This window comes from Pseudomonas sp. SAS7 (assembly GCF_052112345.1).
Classification (GTDB): domain Bacteria; phylum Pseudomonadota; class Gammaproteobacteria; order Pseudomonadales; family Pseudomonadaceae; genus Aquipseudomonas; species Aquipseudomonas putida_Q.
The window spans coordinates 1-15,418 of sequence record NZ_JBEGGO010000026.1 but is presented as its reverse complement, the minus strand read 5'-3'; the positions used below and the strand labels follow the sequence as shown (position 1 = coordinate 15,418).

The window sequence follows — 15,418 nt, the reverse complement described above, 5'->3', positions numbered from 1 at the left end:
TTGTGAATGTACTGATCGTCCACGCTCACCCCGAGCCGCAATCGTTCACCGCTGCCCTGCGGGACCAGGCCGTGGAAACCTTCCGCGCCCAAGGCCACCAGGTGCAGGTCAGCGACCTGTACGCCATGGGCTGGAACCCGGTGGCCAGTGCCGATGACTTCACCCAGCGGGAGAACCCCGAGTACCTGGTGTATGCGCTGGAGCAGCGCCAGGGGGTCAAGCGTGGCGCCATTGCCGCGGACATCCAGCAGGAGCTGGACAAGTTGTTGTGGGCCGACTTGCTGGTGCTGAACTTCCCGATCTTCTGGTTCTCGGCACCTGCCATGCTCAAGGGCTGGATCGACCGGGTGCTGGTGTCGGGGGTGTGCTATGGCGGCAAGCGTTTCTACGACCAGGGCGGGTTGGCGGGCAAGAAGGCGCTGGTGACCGTGACCTTGGGCGGGCGCGAGCACATGTTTGGCGAAGGGGCGATTCATGGCCCGCTGGAAGACATGCTTCGGCCGATACTGCGGGGCACGCTGGCTTATGTGGGGCTTGAGGTGCTGCCGCCGTTCGTGGCCTGGCATGTGCCTTACATCAGCGCTGAGGCGCGGCAAGACTTTTTGCAGCAATACCGGCAGCGCCTGGAGCAGCTCTCGGACGACCAGCCATTGGTGTTCCCCCGCCTGGCCCAGTTCGATGAGGCGCTTTACCCTCTATCTTGAGTCGTGCGCAGCCCCCTGTAGGAGCGGCCTTGTGTCGCGATGGGCTGCGCCGCAGCCCCAGGATCTGCGCCCCAATACAAATTGTCGGGGCTGCTGTCGCAGCCCATCGCGACACAAGGCCGCTCCTACAAAAAAGCGCGCACTCAGCGAAGCACTAAAAACGACCACCCACACATTCGGGGTATGTTGCCGCTCGGCAAATCCCTCGATAGTGAACCCATCGGCTCGATCCGGAGCATTCACACGATGGAGTTGCCATGCGCAAGGTACTGAAGGTGATGGGTGGTCTGCTGCTGGCGTCTGGTGCCAGCCTGGCGCAGGCGGCAGAGGTGGACAGCGCCAACACGTTACGGTTGTACAACTGGACCGACTACATCGGCGAAACCACCCTGGCCGATTTCGAGAAGGCCACCGGCATCAAGGTCATCTACGACACCTTCGACGGCTACGAAACGGTGCAGACCAAACTGCTGACCGGCCGCTCCGGCTACGACCTGGTCATGCTCAATGCCTCGCTGGTTCCCCCACTGATCAGCGCCGGCGTGTTCCAGGCGCTGGACAAGCAGCAACTGCCCAGCTGGCAAAACCTCGATCAGCAGGTGGTCAACAACCTGCAGGGCTACGACCCTGGCCTGAAGTACTCGGCGCCCTACACCTGGGGCAGCTCGGGGGTAACCTACAACGTCGACAAGATCACCGCGCGGATGCCCGACGCGCCGATCGGTTCACTGGCGATGCTGTTCGACCCCAAAATCGTCTCGCGCTTCGCCGACTGCGGCGTCACCCTGATGGACGCGCCCACCGAGGTCATCCCGCTGGCCCTGCAGTACCTGGGCAAGGACCCGCGCAGCGCGTCGGCCGCCGACCTCAAGGCAGCAGAACAACTGCTGCTGGGTATCCGCCCCTACATTCGCAAGTTCGACTCGGTCAACTACCTCACCAGCCTGCCCAACGGCGATGTGTGCCTGGCGCTGACCTGGTCCGGTGACTATGCCACCGCCCAGGCCCGTGCGGTGGAGGCGAAGAAAGACATCAAGCTGTCGTTCTTCATCCCCAAGGAAGGTTCGCTGATATGGTTCGACAACCTGTACATCCCCAAGGATGCGCCGCACGCGGCCAACGCCCACCGGTTCATCGAGTTCCTGCTGCAGCCGCAGACCATGGCCAAGGTTACCGACTACATCCACTACGCCAACAGCAACGCCGCCGCCACTGCGCTGGTGCGTGACGACATCCGCCAGGACCCGGCCATCTATCCCGACGCACAAACCCGTGAGCGCCTGTTCGCGCAGAAGACCCAGAGCCCCAAGGACATGCGCGCCATCACCCGGGTCTGGAGCACGGTCAAGACCGGTTTCTGAACACTGCCCAAAAAGTCCCGCCAAGGAGCTGCCCATGGCCACCCCAAGCAAAGCATTCGCCATCGCCCACGACCCACTGGTGGAAGCCGACAAGGCCCACTACATGCATGGCTACCATGTGTTCGACGAGCACCGCGAGCAAGGCGCGCTGAACATCGTCGCCGGCGAGGGCGCCTATATCCGTGATACCCACGGCAATCGCTTCCTCGATGCCGTCGGCGGCATGTGGTGCACCAACATCGGCCTGGGCCGCGAGGAAATGGCCCTGGCCATCGCAGACCAGGTGCGCCAGCTGGCGTATTCCAACCCGTTCTCCGACATGGCCAACGACGTGGCCATCGAACTGTGCCAGAAGCTTGCGCAGCTGGCGCCGGGCGACCTGAACCACGTGTTCCTCACCACCGGCGGCTCGACTGCTGTCGACACCGCCTACCGGCTGATCCAGTACTACCAGAACTGCCGCGGCAAGCCGCACAAGAAGCACATCATCGCCCGCTACAACGCCTACCACGGCTCTACCACCCTGACCATGTCGATCGGCAACAAGGCTGCCGACCGGGTGCCGGAGTTCGACTATCACCACGACCTGATCCACCACGTCTCCAACCCCAACCCGTATCGTGCCCCGCACGACATGGACGAGGCCGAATTCCTCGACTTCCTGGTGGCCGAGTTCGAGGACAAGATCCTGTCGCTGGGTGCCGACAACGTGGCGGCGTTCTTCGCCGAGCCGATCATGGGCTCGGGCGGGGTGATCATTCCGCCCGAGGGCTACTTCCAGCGTATGTGGCAACTGTGCCAGACCTACGACATCCTGTTTGTCGCCGACGAAGTGGTGACCTCATTCGGGCGCCTGGGCACTTTCTTCGCCAGCGAAGAACTGTTTGGCGTCACCCCCGATATCATCACCACCGCCAAGGGCCTGACCTCGGCCTACCTGCCGCTGGGCGCGTGTATCTTCTCCGAGCGTATCTGGGAAGTGATTGCCGAGCCGGGCAAGGGCCGCTGCTTCACCCATGGCTTTACCTACAGTGGGCACCCGGTGTGCTGCACGGCGGCGCTGAAGAACATCGAGATCATCGAGCGCGAGCAACTGCTCGATCACGTCAAGGACGTGGGTGGCTACCTGGAGCAGCGCTTGCAAAGCCTGCGCGAGTTGCCGCTGGTGGGTGATGTGCGTTGCATGAAGCTGATGGCCTGTGTCGAGTTCGTGGCCGACAAGGCCAGCAAGGCGCTGTTCCCGGATGAGGTGAACATCGGCGAGCGTATCCACAGCAAGGCCCAGGCCCGCGGGTTGCTGGTGCGCCCGATCATGCACCTGAACGTGATGTCGCCACCGCTGATCGTCACCCATGCGCAGGTGGACGAGATCGTCGAGACCTTGCGCCAGTGCATCATCGAAACCGCGCGTGAACTCACGGCGCTTGGCCTGTATCAGGGCCGATGAACCTGGCGCAAAGGGCTGTGCGCGGGCGTGCCTGGCAGGCTAGACTGCCGGGCATGACCCAGGCCACTCCCAACACCTCGCTTACCCTGACAATGGGCGCGCTGCAGCAATGGCATGCGGCGCTGCAGCGTGCGCTGGCCAATAGCGATACGCCCGAGGCGCTGGAGTATGTGGCCGCTGCCATCGGCCAGCTGGTGCAGGTTGAATCGATGATGATCAGCCTTGAGTGCCAGGGGCGGGCGCCGCAGCTGCTGTACCAGCAAGGCATTCCCGAGCTGCACCGCACCGCGGTGCTTGAGCGTTATTTCAGTGCCGGCTACCTGCTCGACCCATTCTGCCTGGCCGTGCAAAGCGGCTTGGCCGAAGGCTTTTACCACCTGCAGGAAATCGCCCCCGACAACTTCTTCGACAGCGACTACTACAAGGCCTATTACCTGGGCACCGGTTGCAGCGAAGACAGCTACTACATCGTCGACCTCAGCGCTGGCCGCAAGTTGTCGCTCAGCCTGTTCCAGGGTTGCAGCGGCACGCCTCTGAGTGCCGGGCAGGTCGACTTGCTGCGGGCGCTGGAGCCCATGGTGCGGGAACTGTTGGGGCGTTATGCCCGGCATAACCTGGAGCCCGGCGCAGCATCGGCCGAACACGGCAGCCTGCAGGCAGCGTTCGACAGCTTTGGTTGCCAGGTGCTGACCGACCGTGAGCGGGAGGTGGCCCACATGATCCTGCGCGGGCACTCGGTGAAGTCGACCGCGCTGGAGCTGGGCATCTCACCGGAGACGGTGCGCATGCACCGCAAGAACCTGTACCTGAAGCTGGAGATCAACTCGCAGTCCGAGTTGTTTGCACGGTTTATCGACTGGCTGCGCGGCGATCAATCGGGGCTGTGACGTTTCGCGGATGTGCCTGGCTTAAGGAGGTCCTTGTAGGAGCGGCCTTGTGTCGCGATGGGGCGCGCAGCGGCCCCGCAATCCCTGTCTCGACACAAAATTGCCGGGGCCGCTGCGCGCCCCATCGCGACACAAGGCCGCTCCTACAGGCGTTCGCGTAAGCCTGCTCACGAAGCGGCCAGGTGGGCCTCCAGGGCGGCGATGTGCGCCTGTAGCCGTTCATGTTCCTGGCGCTCGGCGCTGATGTCTTCGAACACGCTGATCAGGTGTTCCGGCTCGCCATTGCCACGGCGCTGCAGCGAGGTGCGGGCGCGTACCCAGATGTACTCGCCGTTCTTACGGCGCACGCGTTTTTCCACTTCGTAGCGCTCGGTTTCGCCGGCCAGCATGCGTTGCAGCAGCTGCAGGTTCTGCGCCAGGTCGTCGGCGTGGGTGATCTGCTGGAAGGTCATGCCGTAGAGTTCATCGGCGCTGTAGCCCAGCAACTCGCACAGGCTGTTGTTGACCCGCTGCCAGGTGCCGTCCGGGTCGATGTAGGCCAGGGCACCCCAGGCCAGCTCGAAGATCGCCCGGAAGCGTTCCTCGCTCTGGCTGAGCGCCTGCTGGGCCACCTGGCGTTCGGTGTTGTCCATGCTGATGCCAACCATCTTTACCGAGCGCCCGGCGCTGTCGCGCACCACTGTGGCGCGGGAAGAAATCCAGCGCACTTCACCGTCCGGGCGGGTGATGCGGAAGTCGCATTCACAGCCACTGCCGTCGGCCACCGCGTCGGCGTACATCACCTGCATGCGCTGCACGTCTTCGTCGGGCAGGTGCTTCCAGAAGTCTTCGTTGTGATGGACCGGCCAGCCATAGACCTGCTCGACGTTGGGCGAGTAGGTGACTTCGTCGCTGATCAGGTTCCATTCCCAGGTGACGATGCGTGCGCCTTCCTGGGCCAGCTTCATGCGCGTTTCGCTTTCCATGATCTCGGCGGTCAGGCGCCGACGCACGTCGGTCATCGGCAGCTCGACCACCTGCGGTTGCTGGATGTTCTGCAGTGCTTCGTCGCCATAGCGCAGCCAGATCCAGTTGACCTTGAGAAAGTCGGCCAGCTTGCGCAGGTTGTCGTAGTCGATCTCGCCGCCGCGGGTCCACTTGTGCACGGCGGTGCGCGAAATGCCCAAGGCCGTGCCCACGGCTTGCAGGGTCAGCTTGTGATGCTCGAGCAGTTCCTTGAGGCGGAAGGCGAAGCTGTTTTCCAACATCGGCAGGGTGTCCTGATCTGGGCCAAGAGCCTGCCAGTATACGCAACTTGTCAACTTTGGGTTGACGGCCCTGGGTGATTTGCAACTCCTTGTAGGAGCGGCCTTGTGTCGCGACGGGCCGCGCAGCGGCCCCGGCAATTGTGTGCCAGGGCAAAGATCCTGGGGCCGCTGTGCGGCCCATCGCGACACAAGGCCGCTCCTACAGGGACCGCATTTCTCAGAGATCAAGCACCAGCCGCGCCGTGCGGGCGCGCGAGACGCACAGCATGATGCTCTGCTGCGCCGCTTTCTCTTCATCGCTCAGATACTGGTCATAGTGCTCGGCTTCACCCTCAAGGATGGCCGTCTCGCAGGTACCGCACACGCCTTCACGGCACAGGCACTCGACCTTGGCAGCCTTGGACTTCTCGATGGCCTGCAGTATGGTCATGCCTTCTTCCACCTGCAGTTCCACGCCCGATTGCGCCAGCACCACGGTAAAGGCACTGCCGGTGACCGGGGTGGCGGCAAACTGTTCCCAATGCACGCGCTGCTCGGCAATGCCGGCCTGGGCGGCGCAGGCGATGACCGCGTCGATCAGCGGTTTGGGGCCGCACACGTACAAGTGCGCTTGCTCGTCCAGCCCCGCGCACAGGGCGGCCAGGTCAAGCTTGCGGTCGAGGCTGTCGATGTAGAACCGCGTGTTGGCTGCGTGCGGGCCGTTGGCCAACTGGTCCTGGAACGCGCCGTGCTCTGGCGCGCGGAAGGCATAGTGCAGCTCGTAATCGGTGCTGCCACCTTCCAGCTCATGCAGTTGCGCCAGAAACGGGGTGATGCCGATACCGCCGGCAATCAGGACGTGACGGCCAGCCGATGGGTCGAGGGCGAACAGGTTGTTGGGCGAGGAGATGGTCAGGTGGGTGCCGACTTCTACCTGCTGGTGCATGAACGCCGAACCACCCTTGGACTGCTCTTCCAGGCGTACGCCGATCTGGTAGCTGCGGGTGTCGCGCGGGTCGCTCATCAACGAATAGGCGTTGCTGAACTGGCTGCCGTCAGTGCCTTGCATCTGCACGATGACGTGGCTGCCGCCGGTGAAGGCGGGCATCGCAGCGCCGTCTTCGCGGGCCAGGGTAAAGCGCTTGATCAGCGGCGTGGCGTGTTCCACGTCGGTTACGCGTACGCTGAACATTTCATAAGTGTTGGCCATGGTTCACCTCGACTGCCTGGGTGCACGGCAGGCCCTGCCGCGCACCTTTACGTGCAAATAAACGTGGAGCGGTTGCCATCAATCGTCGAGGTGGGCCACGGCGATCAGGTTGTGGAAGTGGGCAATGCCGTGTTCGCTCATGCCGCTGCGCTCGCGGTCGGCCATGATCCGGCCCTGGCCACGGTAGCCACGCGACTTCAGGCCCTTTTGCACGCTTTCGACCAGGCGCAGGTCTTCTGGGCGGAACACTTCGCGGTACCAGTCGATCAGCTTCTGCTGTTCCTCGGTGATGTCCTTGTTGAGGAAGTAGATGTCGTAGTGCTGCAGGGTGGTTTCGGCATCGACCGGGAACTCGTAGATCACGGTCATGAAGTTGGCCCCTGGCGGCACGTTGAACATGGTGCACGGCCAGGCCCAGAAGCCGGCGAACGACGGGTCTTTCACGTTTTCGTCGAACTTGAACGACTGCTCCGAAGGCTTGGCCAGGCCATATTGCAGGGTCCAGTTACCGTGCATGGTGTGGCTGTACTGGCCGACGTCGACCGAGTCGGAGAAGCCTGGGTGCGCAGGGGCGCAGTGGTAGCACTCCAGGTAGTTGTCGACGATCGACTTCCAGTTGGCCGGGGTGTCGCTGACAAAGCGCGCCGCCAGGTGCAGGTCGTCGATTACCGCGCAGGCTTCGCGCATGCGTGCTTGCATGCCTGGCAGTTGGTCTTCGACGGAGCCCGCGTCCATGTCCATGTTGATGAAGATGAAGCCGGCGTATTCCTCGACGCGCAGCTGCACCAGGGTGGAGTTCTCTTTGTCGAAATTGACCACGTTGTCGCAGTTGCGGGCGTGGGCCAGTTCGCCGTCGAGCTTGAAGGTCCAGGCGTGGTACGGGCAGGTGATGACGTTCTTGGCCTTGCCGCTGCCGCTGAGCAGCTGGTGGCCACGGTGCGGGCAGACGTTGTAGAACGCGCGCAGCACGCTATCACGGCCGCGCACGACGATGATGCTTTCGCCGATCACTTCGCGGGTGATGTAGGCATTGTTGTCTGCCACTTCGCTGCGGTGGCCCACGCAGATCCAGCTGCGGGCGAAGATGGCTTCTTTCTCGTGTTCGAACACCGCGGCCTTGGTGTAGAAATTGGCCGGGATGGTGAAGGCCTCGTCGGCGTTCGCACAGAAATCGGCGGGCAGGCGTTTGAAGTCGTTCATGACAGGTTTCTCACAAGCTCGGTTTATAGTTGTTGGTTAACACGTATCTGTTGGTTAACAGATCAGGCAAAAAAATTTGCAGCCATCCAGAGGGGCCGCAGTACGGCCCCTCTGGTCGAATCAATGCACCGCAGCAGCGCTGCGCGGGGCATGCTCGGCAGGTTGCTCACCGGCCATCCGCGCAGCCTCTTCTTCGATGGCGTGGGCCGGTACCTGGCCGTAATCGGCGATCATCCACTTGAAGAAGCCATAGATCTTCACCAGCAGAATCACCATGAACGGGATTGCGGTGAGTACCACGGCGGTCTTCATGGTCGACAGCGAGGCCTTGGCAAACAGCATGGCCAGTGGCACCAGGGTCAGCACCACGCACCAGAACAGGCGGTGGGTGGGTGTCGGGTCGTCACCTTCACGCAGGTTGCGGGTGCTGGTGGCAGCCACCGCATAGGCCGCGGCATCCATGTGCGAAGCACAGAAGATGGCCATGATGAACAGGTACACACCGAGGAACACCTGGCCCCACGGCAAGGCCAGCAGCAGGTGCGTCACGGCCGATTCGCCGCCTTGTTCGGCGAGCATTTTCGGTACATCCACCGCGCCGGTGATGAACTGGTGCATGCTGTAGCTTTCCAGCGCGCCGAAGAAGAACCAGCAACCGAAGCTGCCTCCCATCAGCAGGGCCAGGACCACTTCCTTGATCTGCCGGCCGCGCGAAACGCGGGTGACGAACATGGCCACGCCCGGCGCATACGACACCCACCACAGCCAGTAGAACACCGTCCAGTTGCGGGTAAAGGCACCGTCGCCCGCCGGGTCGGTGAACAGGCTCATGTGCACGTAGTTCTGGATCATCAGGCCAATCGAGTTGGCAGTGTTGTTGAGGGTGAACTGGGTCGGGCCCACCAATAGCACAACCGCGGCAAACACCAGCGCGCCGATGCACACCATCTTGCTCAGGCGCTGCAGGCCACCATCGATACCGATGTAGGAGCTGAGCGAGAACATCACCGCCACGCCGCCAATCACCATCAGTTGCACGGTGAAGGTATCCGGGGTGCCGGTCAGGTCATGCAGGCCGCGCGTCAGGGTAGAGGCGGTGAGGGCCAGCGACACGGTCAGTGCGCCCATCATGGTCAGCAGGAAGATCAGGTCGACGGTACGGCCCACCGGCCCGGTGGCCTTGAAACCTGTCACCGCTTCGATAACCGAAGCCAGGTTCAGGCCGCTCTTCTTGCGTACATGGAAGTGGTAGGCCATGGCCAGCGAGGCCAGTGCGTAGATCGACCAGGCGCTGATACCCCAGTGGAAGAACGAGTAGCCCACGCTGTACTCGAGTGCCTTGGGGGTGGCCGCGGCGATGTTCAGGCCCGGGGTCTGGTAGTAGTAGGCCCATTCCATCACGCCCCAGTAGAGGGTCGACGAACCCATGCCGGCGCAGATGAACATGAACACCCAGGTGGCGGTGGCGTATTCAGGCTTGCCACTGCCCAGGCGGATGTTGCCGTACTTGCTGAAGGCCAGGTACAGCACGGCCAGGGTACTGCCGAACACCAGCACCTGCACGCTGGTACCGAAGGTGCGGGTGGACAGCTCGAACAACTGGTTGGCGGCACTTTCAGCCTGGGCGGGGAAGGCTGCAAGGCCGATCACGGTGAGCAGTACGGCGATCAGGCTCACGGTAATCAGGAACACATCAATCTTTTTATTCTTGTGCGACATCATCGTCTCCTGGACGTTGGCGTACTTGTTATACCCGGCAGGCATCCGGGGTGTAGCGATACCACTCCTTCCTTGGTCGTTAACCAATGGTTAACTAATATCTAATGGTTAACAGATTTTGCATACAATCCACGCCGCTCGCAAGAGGCAAAGGGCCGATTGTCAGACACTTCTGACAATCGGCCCTGGGTGCATCAGGCTTCGATCAGCGCGGTGATGGCCTGGCCCACTTGCTGGGTAGACTGCTGGCCACCCATGTCGCGGGTTACGTCACCGGCGGCGATGACCTGCTCGATGGCTTTGAGGATGTCATCATGGGCAGCGCGGTAGCGTGGGTCGGTGCCCTCGTTGCCGAGGAAATCGAGCATCAGCGCACCGGACCAGATCATCGCGATCGGGTTGGCGATGTTCTTGCCGTAGATGTCTGGAGCCGAGCCGTGCACCGGCTCGAACAGCGACGGGAACTTGCGCTCGGGGTTCAGGTTGGCCGATGGCGCGATGCCGATGGTGCCGGCGCAGGCCGGGCCCAGGTCGGACAGGATGTCGCCGAACAGGTTCGAGGCCACGACCACATCGAAGCGGTCTGGTTGCAGTACGAAGCGGGCGCAGAGGATATCAATGTGCTGCTTGTCCCAGCTGATTTCCGGATAATTGGCTGCCATTGCGGCGGTGCGTTCGTCCCAGTACGGCATGCTCACGGCCATGCCGTTGGACTTGGTGGCCGAGGTGACGTGCTTGCGCTCGCGGGTCTGGGCCACTTCGAAGGCGTATTTGAGAATGCGGTCGACGCCACGGCGGGTGAACACCGATTCCTGCAGCACGAACTCGTTCTCGGTGCCTTCGAACATGCGCCCGCCCAGCGACGAGTACTCGCCTTCGGTGTTTTCGCGGATGACCACGAAGTCGATGTCGCCGGGTTCACGCCCCGCCAGCGGGCAGGGTACGCCGGGGAACAGGCGCACCGGGCGAATGTTCACGTACTGGTCGAAGTCACGGCGGAACTTGAGCAGCGAACCCCACAGCGAGATGTGGTCCGGCACTTTGTCTGGCCAGCCCACGGCACCGAAGTACAGGGCGTCGAAACCTTTGAGCTGTTCGAACCAGTCGTCCGGCATCATCTTGCCGTGGGCCAGATAGTAGTCGCAGCTGGCCCATTCGAAGAACTCGAAGCTGATGTCCAGGCCGTGCTTGCGCGCGGCGGCCTCGACTACGCGAATGCCTTCGGGCAGTACTTCGTTGCCGATGCCGTCGCCTGGGATTGCCGCGATTCTGAACGTCTTGCTCATGGGGTGCACTCGTGTCTAGGGAACAGGTGCTGGTCATGCTATAAGGGCTCGGCTCGGAGATAATCTGGCCAATCATGGATTCTTGGAACACGATACGTGAATAATCTGCCCAACCTCGACGATCTCAATATCTTCCTGCAAGTAGCCAAACGCGCCAGTTTTGCGGCTGTGGCCGATGAGCTGGGGATGTCGGCGGCGTATATCAGCAAGCGCATCCGCATGCTCGAGCAAACGCTGGATGTACGCCTGTTGCACCGCACCACCCGGCGGGTGACGGTGAGCGAGGAGGGCGAGCGGGTGTATCAATGGGCGTTGCAGATATTCGACGCCGTACAGCGCATGGGCGATGACATCAGTGCCCAGCACCGCGAGCCGGCCGGGCAGTTGCGCATTGCCAGCAGCCTGGGCCTGGGCCGGCGCTTCGTGGCGCCGGCACTGTCGGAGTTGGCCGAGCGCTACCCGCGGCTGGACATTCGCCTGGATGTGCACGACCGCCTGGTGGACCTGATTGCCGAAGGTGTCGACCTGGATATCCGCGTGGGCAACGCCATTGCCCCCAACCTGATCGCCAAGCCACTGGCGCGCAACCGCCGGGTGCTATGCGCCGCGCCGGCGTACCTGGCGCGGCGCGGTATGCCCAAGGTGCTGGGCGACCTGGGCAGCCACGACTGCCTGGTGATCAAGGAGCGCGACCACCCGTTCGGCGTGTGGCAACTGATGGGGCCGCTGGGTGAAGAAAGCGTGCGGGTGACCGGCGGCCTGTCGACCAACCATGGCGAAGTGGCGCACCAGTGGTGCCTGGACGGGCGCGGGATACTGCTGCGCTCATGGTGGGACGTGCACGACAGCTTGCAGGACGGGCGCCTGGTGCAGGTGTTGGAGGCTTATCACCAGCCGGCGGACATCTGGGCGGTGTACACCTCGCCGCTGGCCAGTTCGGCCAAGGTGCGGGTGGCGGTGGACTTTTTCCGCCAGTACTTTGCCGAGCGCTACAGCTTGCCGGAGTAGGCTGCACCCACATCATGTACGGTCTGCTTTTGATTTTTTGTGGGATCAACTGTCTTGCACCATCAACCAGGCTACCGCATCACCCAGTAGGAGCAGCCTTGTGCTGCGAAGAGGCCGGTAAGGCTGAAGATTATCTGCGGTTGCAATGGCCTCTTCGCAGCACAAGGCTGCTCCTACAAAAATCAAAAGCGCAGCGCGCTGGGTTTCAGGGCACGGGTATTCGGGAAACCGCCTTCACTTCGCGCAGCGCCAGGCTCGACTGGATCGAGGCAATGCCTGGCTGACGGCGTAGCACCTCCTCTACAAATCGCCCATAACTCTCCAGGTCATTCGCCAACACCGTCAGCACATAATCAGCCTCGCCGGTCACCTTGTGGCAGGACAGCACCTGCGGCAGTTTCAATATCACCTGCTCGAACTCATCCGGTGCGTTGGCCGAATGGTTGCCAAAGCGCACCTGGGCAAACGCCATCACGTCGTACCCCAGCTTCCTGCGGTCGAGGTTGGCCTGGTAATCCTTGATGATGCCCAGCTCCTCCAAGCGTTTGCGCCTGCGCCAGCAGGGCGTCACGGTCATCGACAGGCGCTCGCCCAGCGCAGCGCTCGACAGGGTGCCGTTCTCCTGCAAAAGGCGCAGCAGCTCGCGGTCGGTATCGTCCAGTTGTTCGATAGCAAAAGCTTTGCTCATAGGGGGCTAACCGTGTGAATACTTTGCTCAAGCATCCAGTTTGTCTGAGCATAAAGCAAAGCATTTTCACCGCTCTGTCGCGAAAATTGGTTATCCGGTAACCCCTTGAAAAAGGACATTCGCGTGCTGACAGTCTTTAGCAACAACCACCGCTTGCACCATGGCTCGGAACTCAAGGACGGCGCAATCACGCCATCGTTCGAGAACCCCCAGCGTGCCGACACCGTGCTGGCCCGGGTGCACAGCACCGGCCTTGGCGATGTCATTGCCGAACAGGCCTTCGACCGTGCCTGCTACGTGGCGGCGCACAGCGAGCGCTATGTAAGCTTCCTGGAAAATGCCTGGCAGGAATGGGCCGCCACCGGCAAGACCCACGATGCACTGCCACTGGTGTGGCCAGTGCGCGACCTGGCCATCGACCGTGAGCCCGGCTTCATCGACGGCAAGCTGGGCTTTTATGCCATGGACGCTGGAGCGCCGATCACTGCCGGCACCTGGGAGGCGGTGCGCAGCAGCGCCAACGTTGCCTTGACTGGCATGCAGCGCATCATCGACGGTGCCGACAGCGCCTTCGCCCTGTGTCGCCCACCGGGGCACCATGCAGCACGGGAATACATGGGCGGCTACTGCTACCTGAACAACGCCGCCATCGCCGCCGAGCGCTGCCTGAGCCAGGGCGCCAAGCGCGTGGCTGTGTTGGATGTGGACTTCCACCACGGCAACGGCACACAGAACATCTTCTACGATCGCCCGGATGTGTTCTTCGCCTCCCTGCATGGCGACCCGCACGTGTCCTACCCGTACTTTTCCGGCTACGCCCATGAACAAGGCACAGGCGCTGGCGAGGGCTTCAACGCCAACTACCCGATGGGCAAGGGCACGCAGTGGGCCCAGTACCAGCCGGCGTTGCAGGATGCACTCAAGCGCATTGTCGCGCACAGGCCGCAGTTCTTGGTTGTGTCGCTGGGGGTCGACACCTTCGAGGATGACCCGATCAGCCACTTCAAGCTCACCAGCGAAGACTTCCTGCGCATGGGCGCCGAGATCGCCAGTGCCGGTATCCCGACCCTGTTCGTGATGGAAGGCGGTTACATGGTCGACGAAATCGGCATCAACGCAGTGAACACCCTGCAGGGTTTTGAAAGCGCGCGCTAACCGCGTTACCAGCCGTGACGAGGCCTGTAATGGGCCTCGCAACGGCACAGCGACATGTGACAGGCCAACAATAAGAAGAGGTCGCCATGCAAGACATGCCCGCAAGCCTTGAGCAAAGCAAACCGGTAACGCCCGACCGTGACGGGCACCTGCAACGCACGCTGGAAAACCGCCACATCCAGCTGATTTCCATAGGCGGCGCCATCGGCACCGGCCTGTTCATGGGCTCGGGCAAGGTGATCGCGCTGTCCGGCACCTCGATCCTGCTGGTGTACGCCATCCTCGGGTTTTTCGTGTTCTTCGTCATGCGCGCCATGGGCGAGCTGCTATTGTCCGACCTGCGCTTCAAGTCGTTCGCCGACATCGTTGCCCATTACCTGGGGTCGCGCGCCGGCTTTGTGCTGAGCTGGTCGTACTGGCTGAGCTGGAGCGTGGCGGTGGTGGGTGACGTGGTGGTGGTGGCCGGGTTCTTCCAGTACTGGTACCCCGATGCACCGGCCTGGCTACCCGCGTTCTTCACCCTGTTCGTGCTGCTGGGGCTGAACATGCTGGCGGTGCGGATTTTTGGCGAGGTGGAGTTCTGGTTCGGCATCATCAAGATCGTCGCCATCGTGCTGTTGATCATCACGGCGGCGGTGATGATCGGCACCTCCTATACCTCACCCAATGGCGTGGTTGCTTCGCTGTCCAACGTGGTCGCGCCGGGCGCGGTGCTGCCCCATGGCATCAGCGGTTTCTTTGCCGGCTTCCAGATTGCCGTGTTTTCCTTTGCCGGCACCGAACTGATCGGCACCACCGCCGCCGAGGCGAAGAACCCTCATCGCTCGCTGCCCAAGGCCATCAACACCATCCCCTTGCGCATTCTGCTGTTCTACATCCTGGCGCTGGTGTGCATCATCAGCGTAGTGTCGTGGGCCGAGGTGCCGGCCAACCGCAGCCCCTTCGTCGAACTGTTCCTGCTGGCCGGCTTCCCGGCGGCGGCCGGCATGATCAACTTCGTGGTACTGACCTCGGCAGCCTCGTCGGCCAACAGCGGCGTCTACTCGGGTTGCCGAATGCTGTTCGGGCTGGCCGAGCGGCGTAACGCGCCGGCCCTGTTCGCCAGGCTTTCGGCACTGAGCGTGCCGGTGTACAGCCTGGTGTTTTCCGGCGTGTGCATGCTGATCGGGTTGAGCCTGCTGTTCATCATCCCTGAGGTGATGACGGTGTTCACGCTGATTTCGACCGTGTCGGCGATACTGGTGATCTTTACCTGGTCGATGATCCTTGCTGCGTACCTCGCCTATCGCAAACGCAACCCGGCTGCGCACAATGCCTCGGTGTTCAAGTTGCCGGGCGGGGTGCCCATGGCCATTACCACCCTGGGTTTCCTCGGCTTTGTGCTGGTACTGCTGGCGCTGCAGCCGGATACCCGGTTGGCGCTGTGCGTGATGCCGTTGTGGTTCGTGTTCCTGCTGCTGGCCTATCGCCGCCGCGCAGCACACCCCTGAGCGAATGCCATACCCCTGTGGGAGCGGGTTCACCCGC

General features: G+C 62.5%; 13 protein-coding genes. 7 read left to right on the top strand and 6 right to left on the bottom strand.

From position 1 onward, the window contains the following. Window positions 1–2 precede the first annotated feature (2 nt). The 4 genes from ABI582_RS27885 (at window position 3) to ABI582_RS27870 (ending at window position 4,399) form a co-directional block, all read left to right on the top strand. Window positions 3–704, top strand: a complete 702-nt coding sequence (locus ABI582_RS27885; protein ID WP_442120889.1) for an NAD(P)H-dependent oxidoreductase — start codon at window positions 3–5, stop codon at window positions 702–704. Window positions 705–961: 257 nt separating this feature from the next. Continuing rightward, window positions 962–2,065 (top strand): polyamine ABC transporter substrate-binding protein, encoded by a 1,104-nt coding sequence (locus ABI582_RS27880; RefSeq protein WP_442120888.1) that lies wholly within the window; start codon window positions 962–964, stop codon window positions 2,063–2,065. Window positions 2,066–2,099: 34 nt separating this feature from the next. Beyond that, a complete protein-coding gene (locus ABI582_RS27875) occupies window positions 2,100–3,512 on the top strand; it encodes an aminotransferase (protein WP_442120887.1) in 1,413 nt (470 codons plus the stop codon). Window positions 3,513–3,565: 53 nt separating this feature from the next. Further along, the gene (locus ABI582_RS27870; RefSeq protein WP_442120886.1) at window positions 3,566–4,399 is read left to right on the top strand and encodes a helix-turn-helix transcriptional regulator; all 834 of its coding nucleotides are present in this window, start codon (window positions 3,566–3,568) and stop codon (window positions 4,397–4,399) included. A gap of 167 nt (window positions 4,400–4,566) precedes the next feature. On the opposite strand, the gene ABI582_RS27865 is transcribed toward ABI582_RS27870, so the two are convergent. From ABI582_RS27865 to ABI582_RS27845, 5 genes are all read right to left on the bottom strand, one after another. Further along, on the bottom strand, window positions 4,567–5,646 hold the full coding sequence (locus ABI582_RS27865; protein WP_442120885.1) for a PAS domain S-box protein: 1,080 nt from the start codon (window positions 5,644–5,646) through the stop codon (window positions 4,567–4,569). Window positions 5,647–5,863: 217 nt separating this feature from the next. Continuing rightward, window positions 5,864–6,835, bottom strand: coding sequence for a PDR/VanB family oxidoreductase (locus ABI582_RS27860; RefSeq protein ID WP_442120884.1), 972 nt, complete (start codon window positions 6,833–6,835; stop codon window positions 5,864–5,866). A gap of 78 nt (window positions 6,836–6,913) precedes the next feature. Then, window positions 6,914–8,035: a ring-hydroxylating oxygenase subunit alpha gene (locus ABI582_RS27855; RefSeq protein ID WP_234228054.1), complete on the bottom strand. Its 1,122-nt coding sequence runs from the start codon at window positions 8,033–8,035 to the stop codon at window positions 6,914–6,916. A gap of 120 nt (window positions 8,036–8,155) precedes the next feature. After that, window positions 8,156–9,754 carry a BCCT family transporter gene (locus ABI582_RS27850; RefSeq protein ID WP_338744332.1) on the bottom strand — a complete coding sequence of 533 codons (1,599 nt, stop codon included), beginning with the start codon at window positions 9,752–9,754 and terminating at the stop codon, window positions 8,156–8,158. Window positions 9,755–9,948: 194 nt separating this feature from the next. Further along, a complete protein-coding gene (locus ABI582_RS27845) occupies window positions 9,949–11,040 on the bottom strand; it encodes a tartrate dehydrogenase (protein WP_016499198.1) in 1,092 nt (363 codons plus the stop codon). A 96-nt stretch (window positions 11,041–11,136) separates the two neighbouring features. Between ABI582_RS27845 and ABI582_RS27840 the strand changes: the two genes are divergently transcribed. Continuing rightward, window positions 11,137–12,048, top strand: a complete 912-nt coding sequence (locus ABI582_RS27840) for a LysR substrate-binding domain-containing protein (RefSeq protein ID WP_338744330.1) — start codon at window positions 11,137–11,139, stop codon at window positions 12,046–12,048. A gap of 205 nt (window positions 12,049–12,253) precedes the next feature. Here the strand turns inward: ABI582_RS27840 and ABI582_RS27835 are convergent, their stop codons facing one another. Then, window positions 12,254–12,736, bottom strand: coding sequence for an Lrp/AsnC family transcriptional regulator (locus ABI582_RS27835; protein ID WP_442120883.1), 483 nt, complete (start codon window positions 12,734–12,736; stop codon window positions 12,254–12,256). A 123-nt stretch (window positions 12,737–12,859) separates the two neighbouring features. Between ABI582_RS27835 and ABI582_RS27830 the strand changes: the two genes are divergently transcribed. Next, the gene (locus ABI582_RS27830) at window positions 12,860–13,891 is read left to right on the top strand and encodes a histone deacetylase family protein (protein WP_442120882.1); all 1,032 of its coding nucleotides are present in this window, start codon (window positions 12,860–12,862) and stop codon (window positions 13,889–13,891) included. Between the two features lie 86 nt (window positions 13,892–13,977). Next, window positions 13,978–15,381: an amino acid permease gene (locus ABI582_RS27825; RefSeq protein WP_442120881.1), complete on the top strand. Its 1,404-nt coding sequence runs from the start codon at window positions 13,978–13,980 to the stop codon at window positions 15,379–15,381. Window positions 15,382–15,418 lie beyond the last annotated feature (37 nt).

Coding starts and splice junctions, on each gene's coding strand:
- ABI582_RS27880 (WP_442120888.1), top strand. CDS start 962: ATGCGCAAGGTACTGAAGGTGATGGGTGGTCTGCTGCTGGCGTCTGGT.
- ABI582_RS27875 (WP_442120887.1), top strand. CDS start 2,100: ATGGCCACCCCAAGCAAAGCATTCGCCATCGCCCACGACCCACTGGTG.
- ABI582_RS27870 (WP_442120886.1), top strand. CDS start 3,566: ATGACCCAGGCCACTCCCAACACCTCGCTTACCCTGACAATGGGCGCG.
- ABI582_RS27865 (WP_442120885.1), bottom strand. CDS start 5,646: ATGTTGGAAAACAGCTTCGCCTTCCGCCTCAAGGAACTGCTCGAGCAT.
- ABI582_RS27860 (WP_442120884.1), bottom strand. CDS start 6,835: ATGGCCAACACTTATGAAATGTTCAGCGTACGCGTAACCGACGTGGAA.
- ABI582_RS27855 (WP_234228054.1), bottom strand. CDS start 8,035: ATGAACGACTTCAAACGCCTGCCCGCCGATTTCTGTGCGAACGCCGAC.
- ABI582_RS27850 (WP_338744332.1), bottom strand. CDS start 9,754: ATGTCGCACAAGAATAAAAAGATTGATGTGTTCCTGATTACCGTGAGC.
- ABI582_RS27845 (WP_016499198.1), bottom strand. CDS start 11,040: ATGAGCAAGACGTTCAGAATCGCGGCAATCCCAGGCGACGGCATCGGC.
- ABI582_RS27835 (WP_442120883.1), bottom strand. CDS start 12,736: ATGAGCAAAGCTTTTGCTATCGAACAACTGGACGATACCGACCGCGAG.
- ABI582_RS27825 (WP_442120881.1), top strand. CDS start 13,978: ATGCAAGACATGCCCGCAAGCCTTGAGCAAAGCAAACCGGTAACGCCC.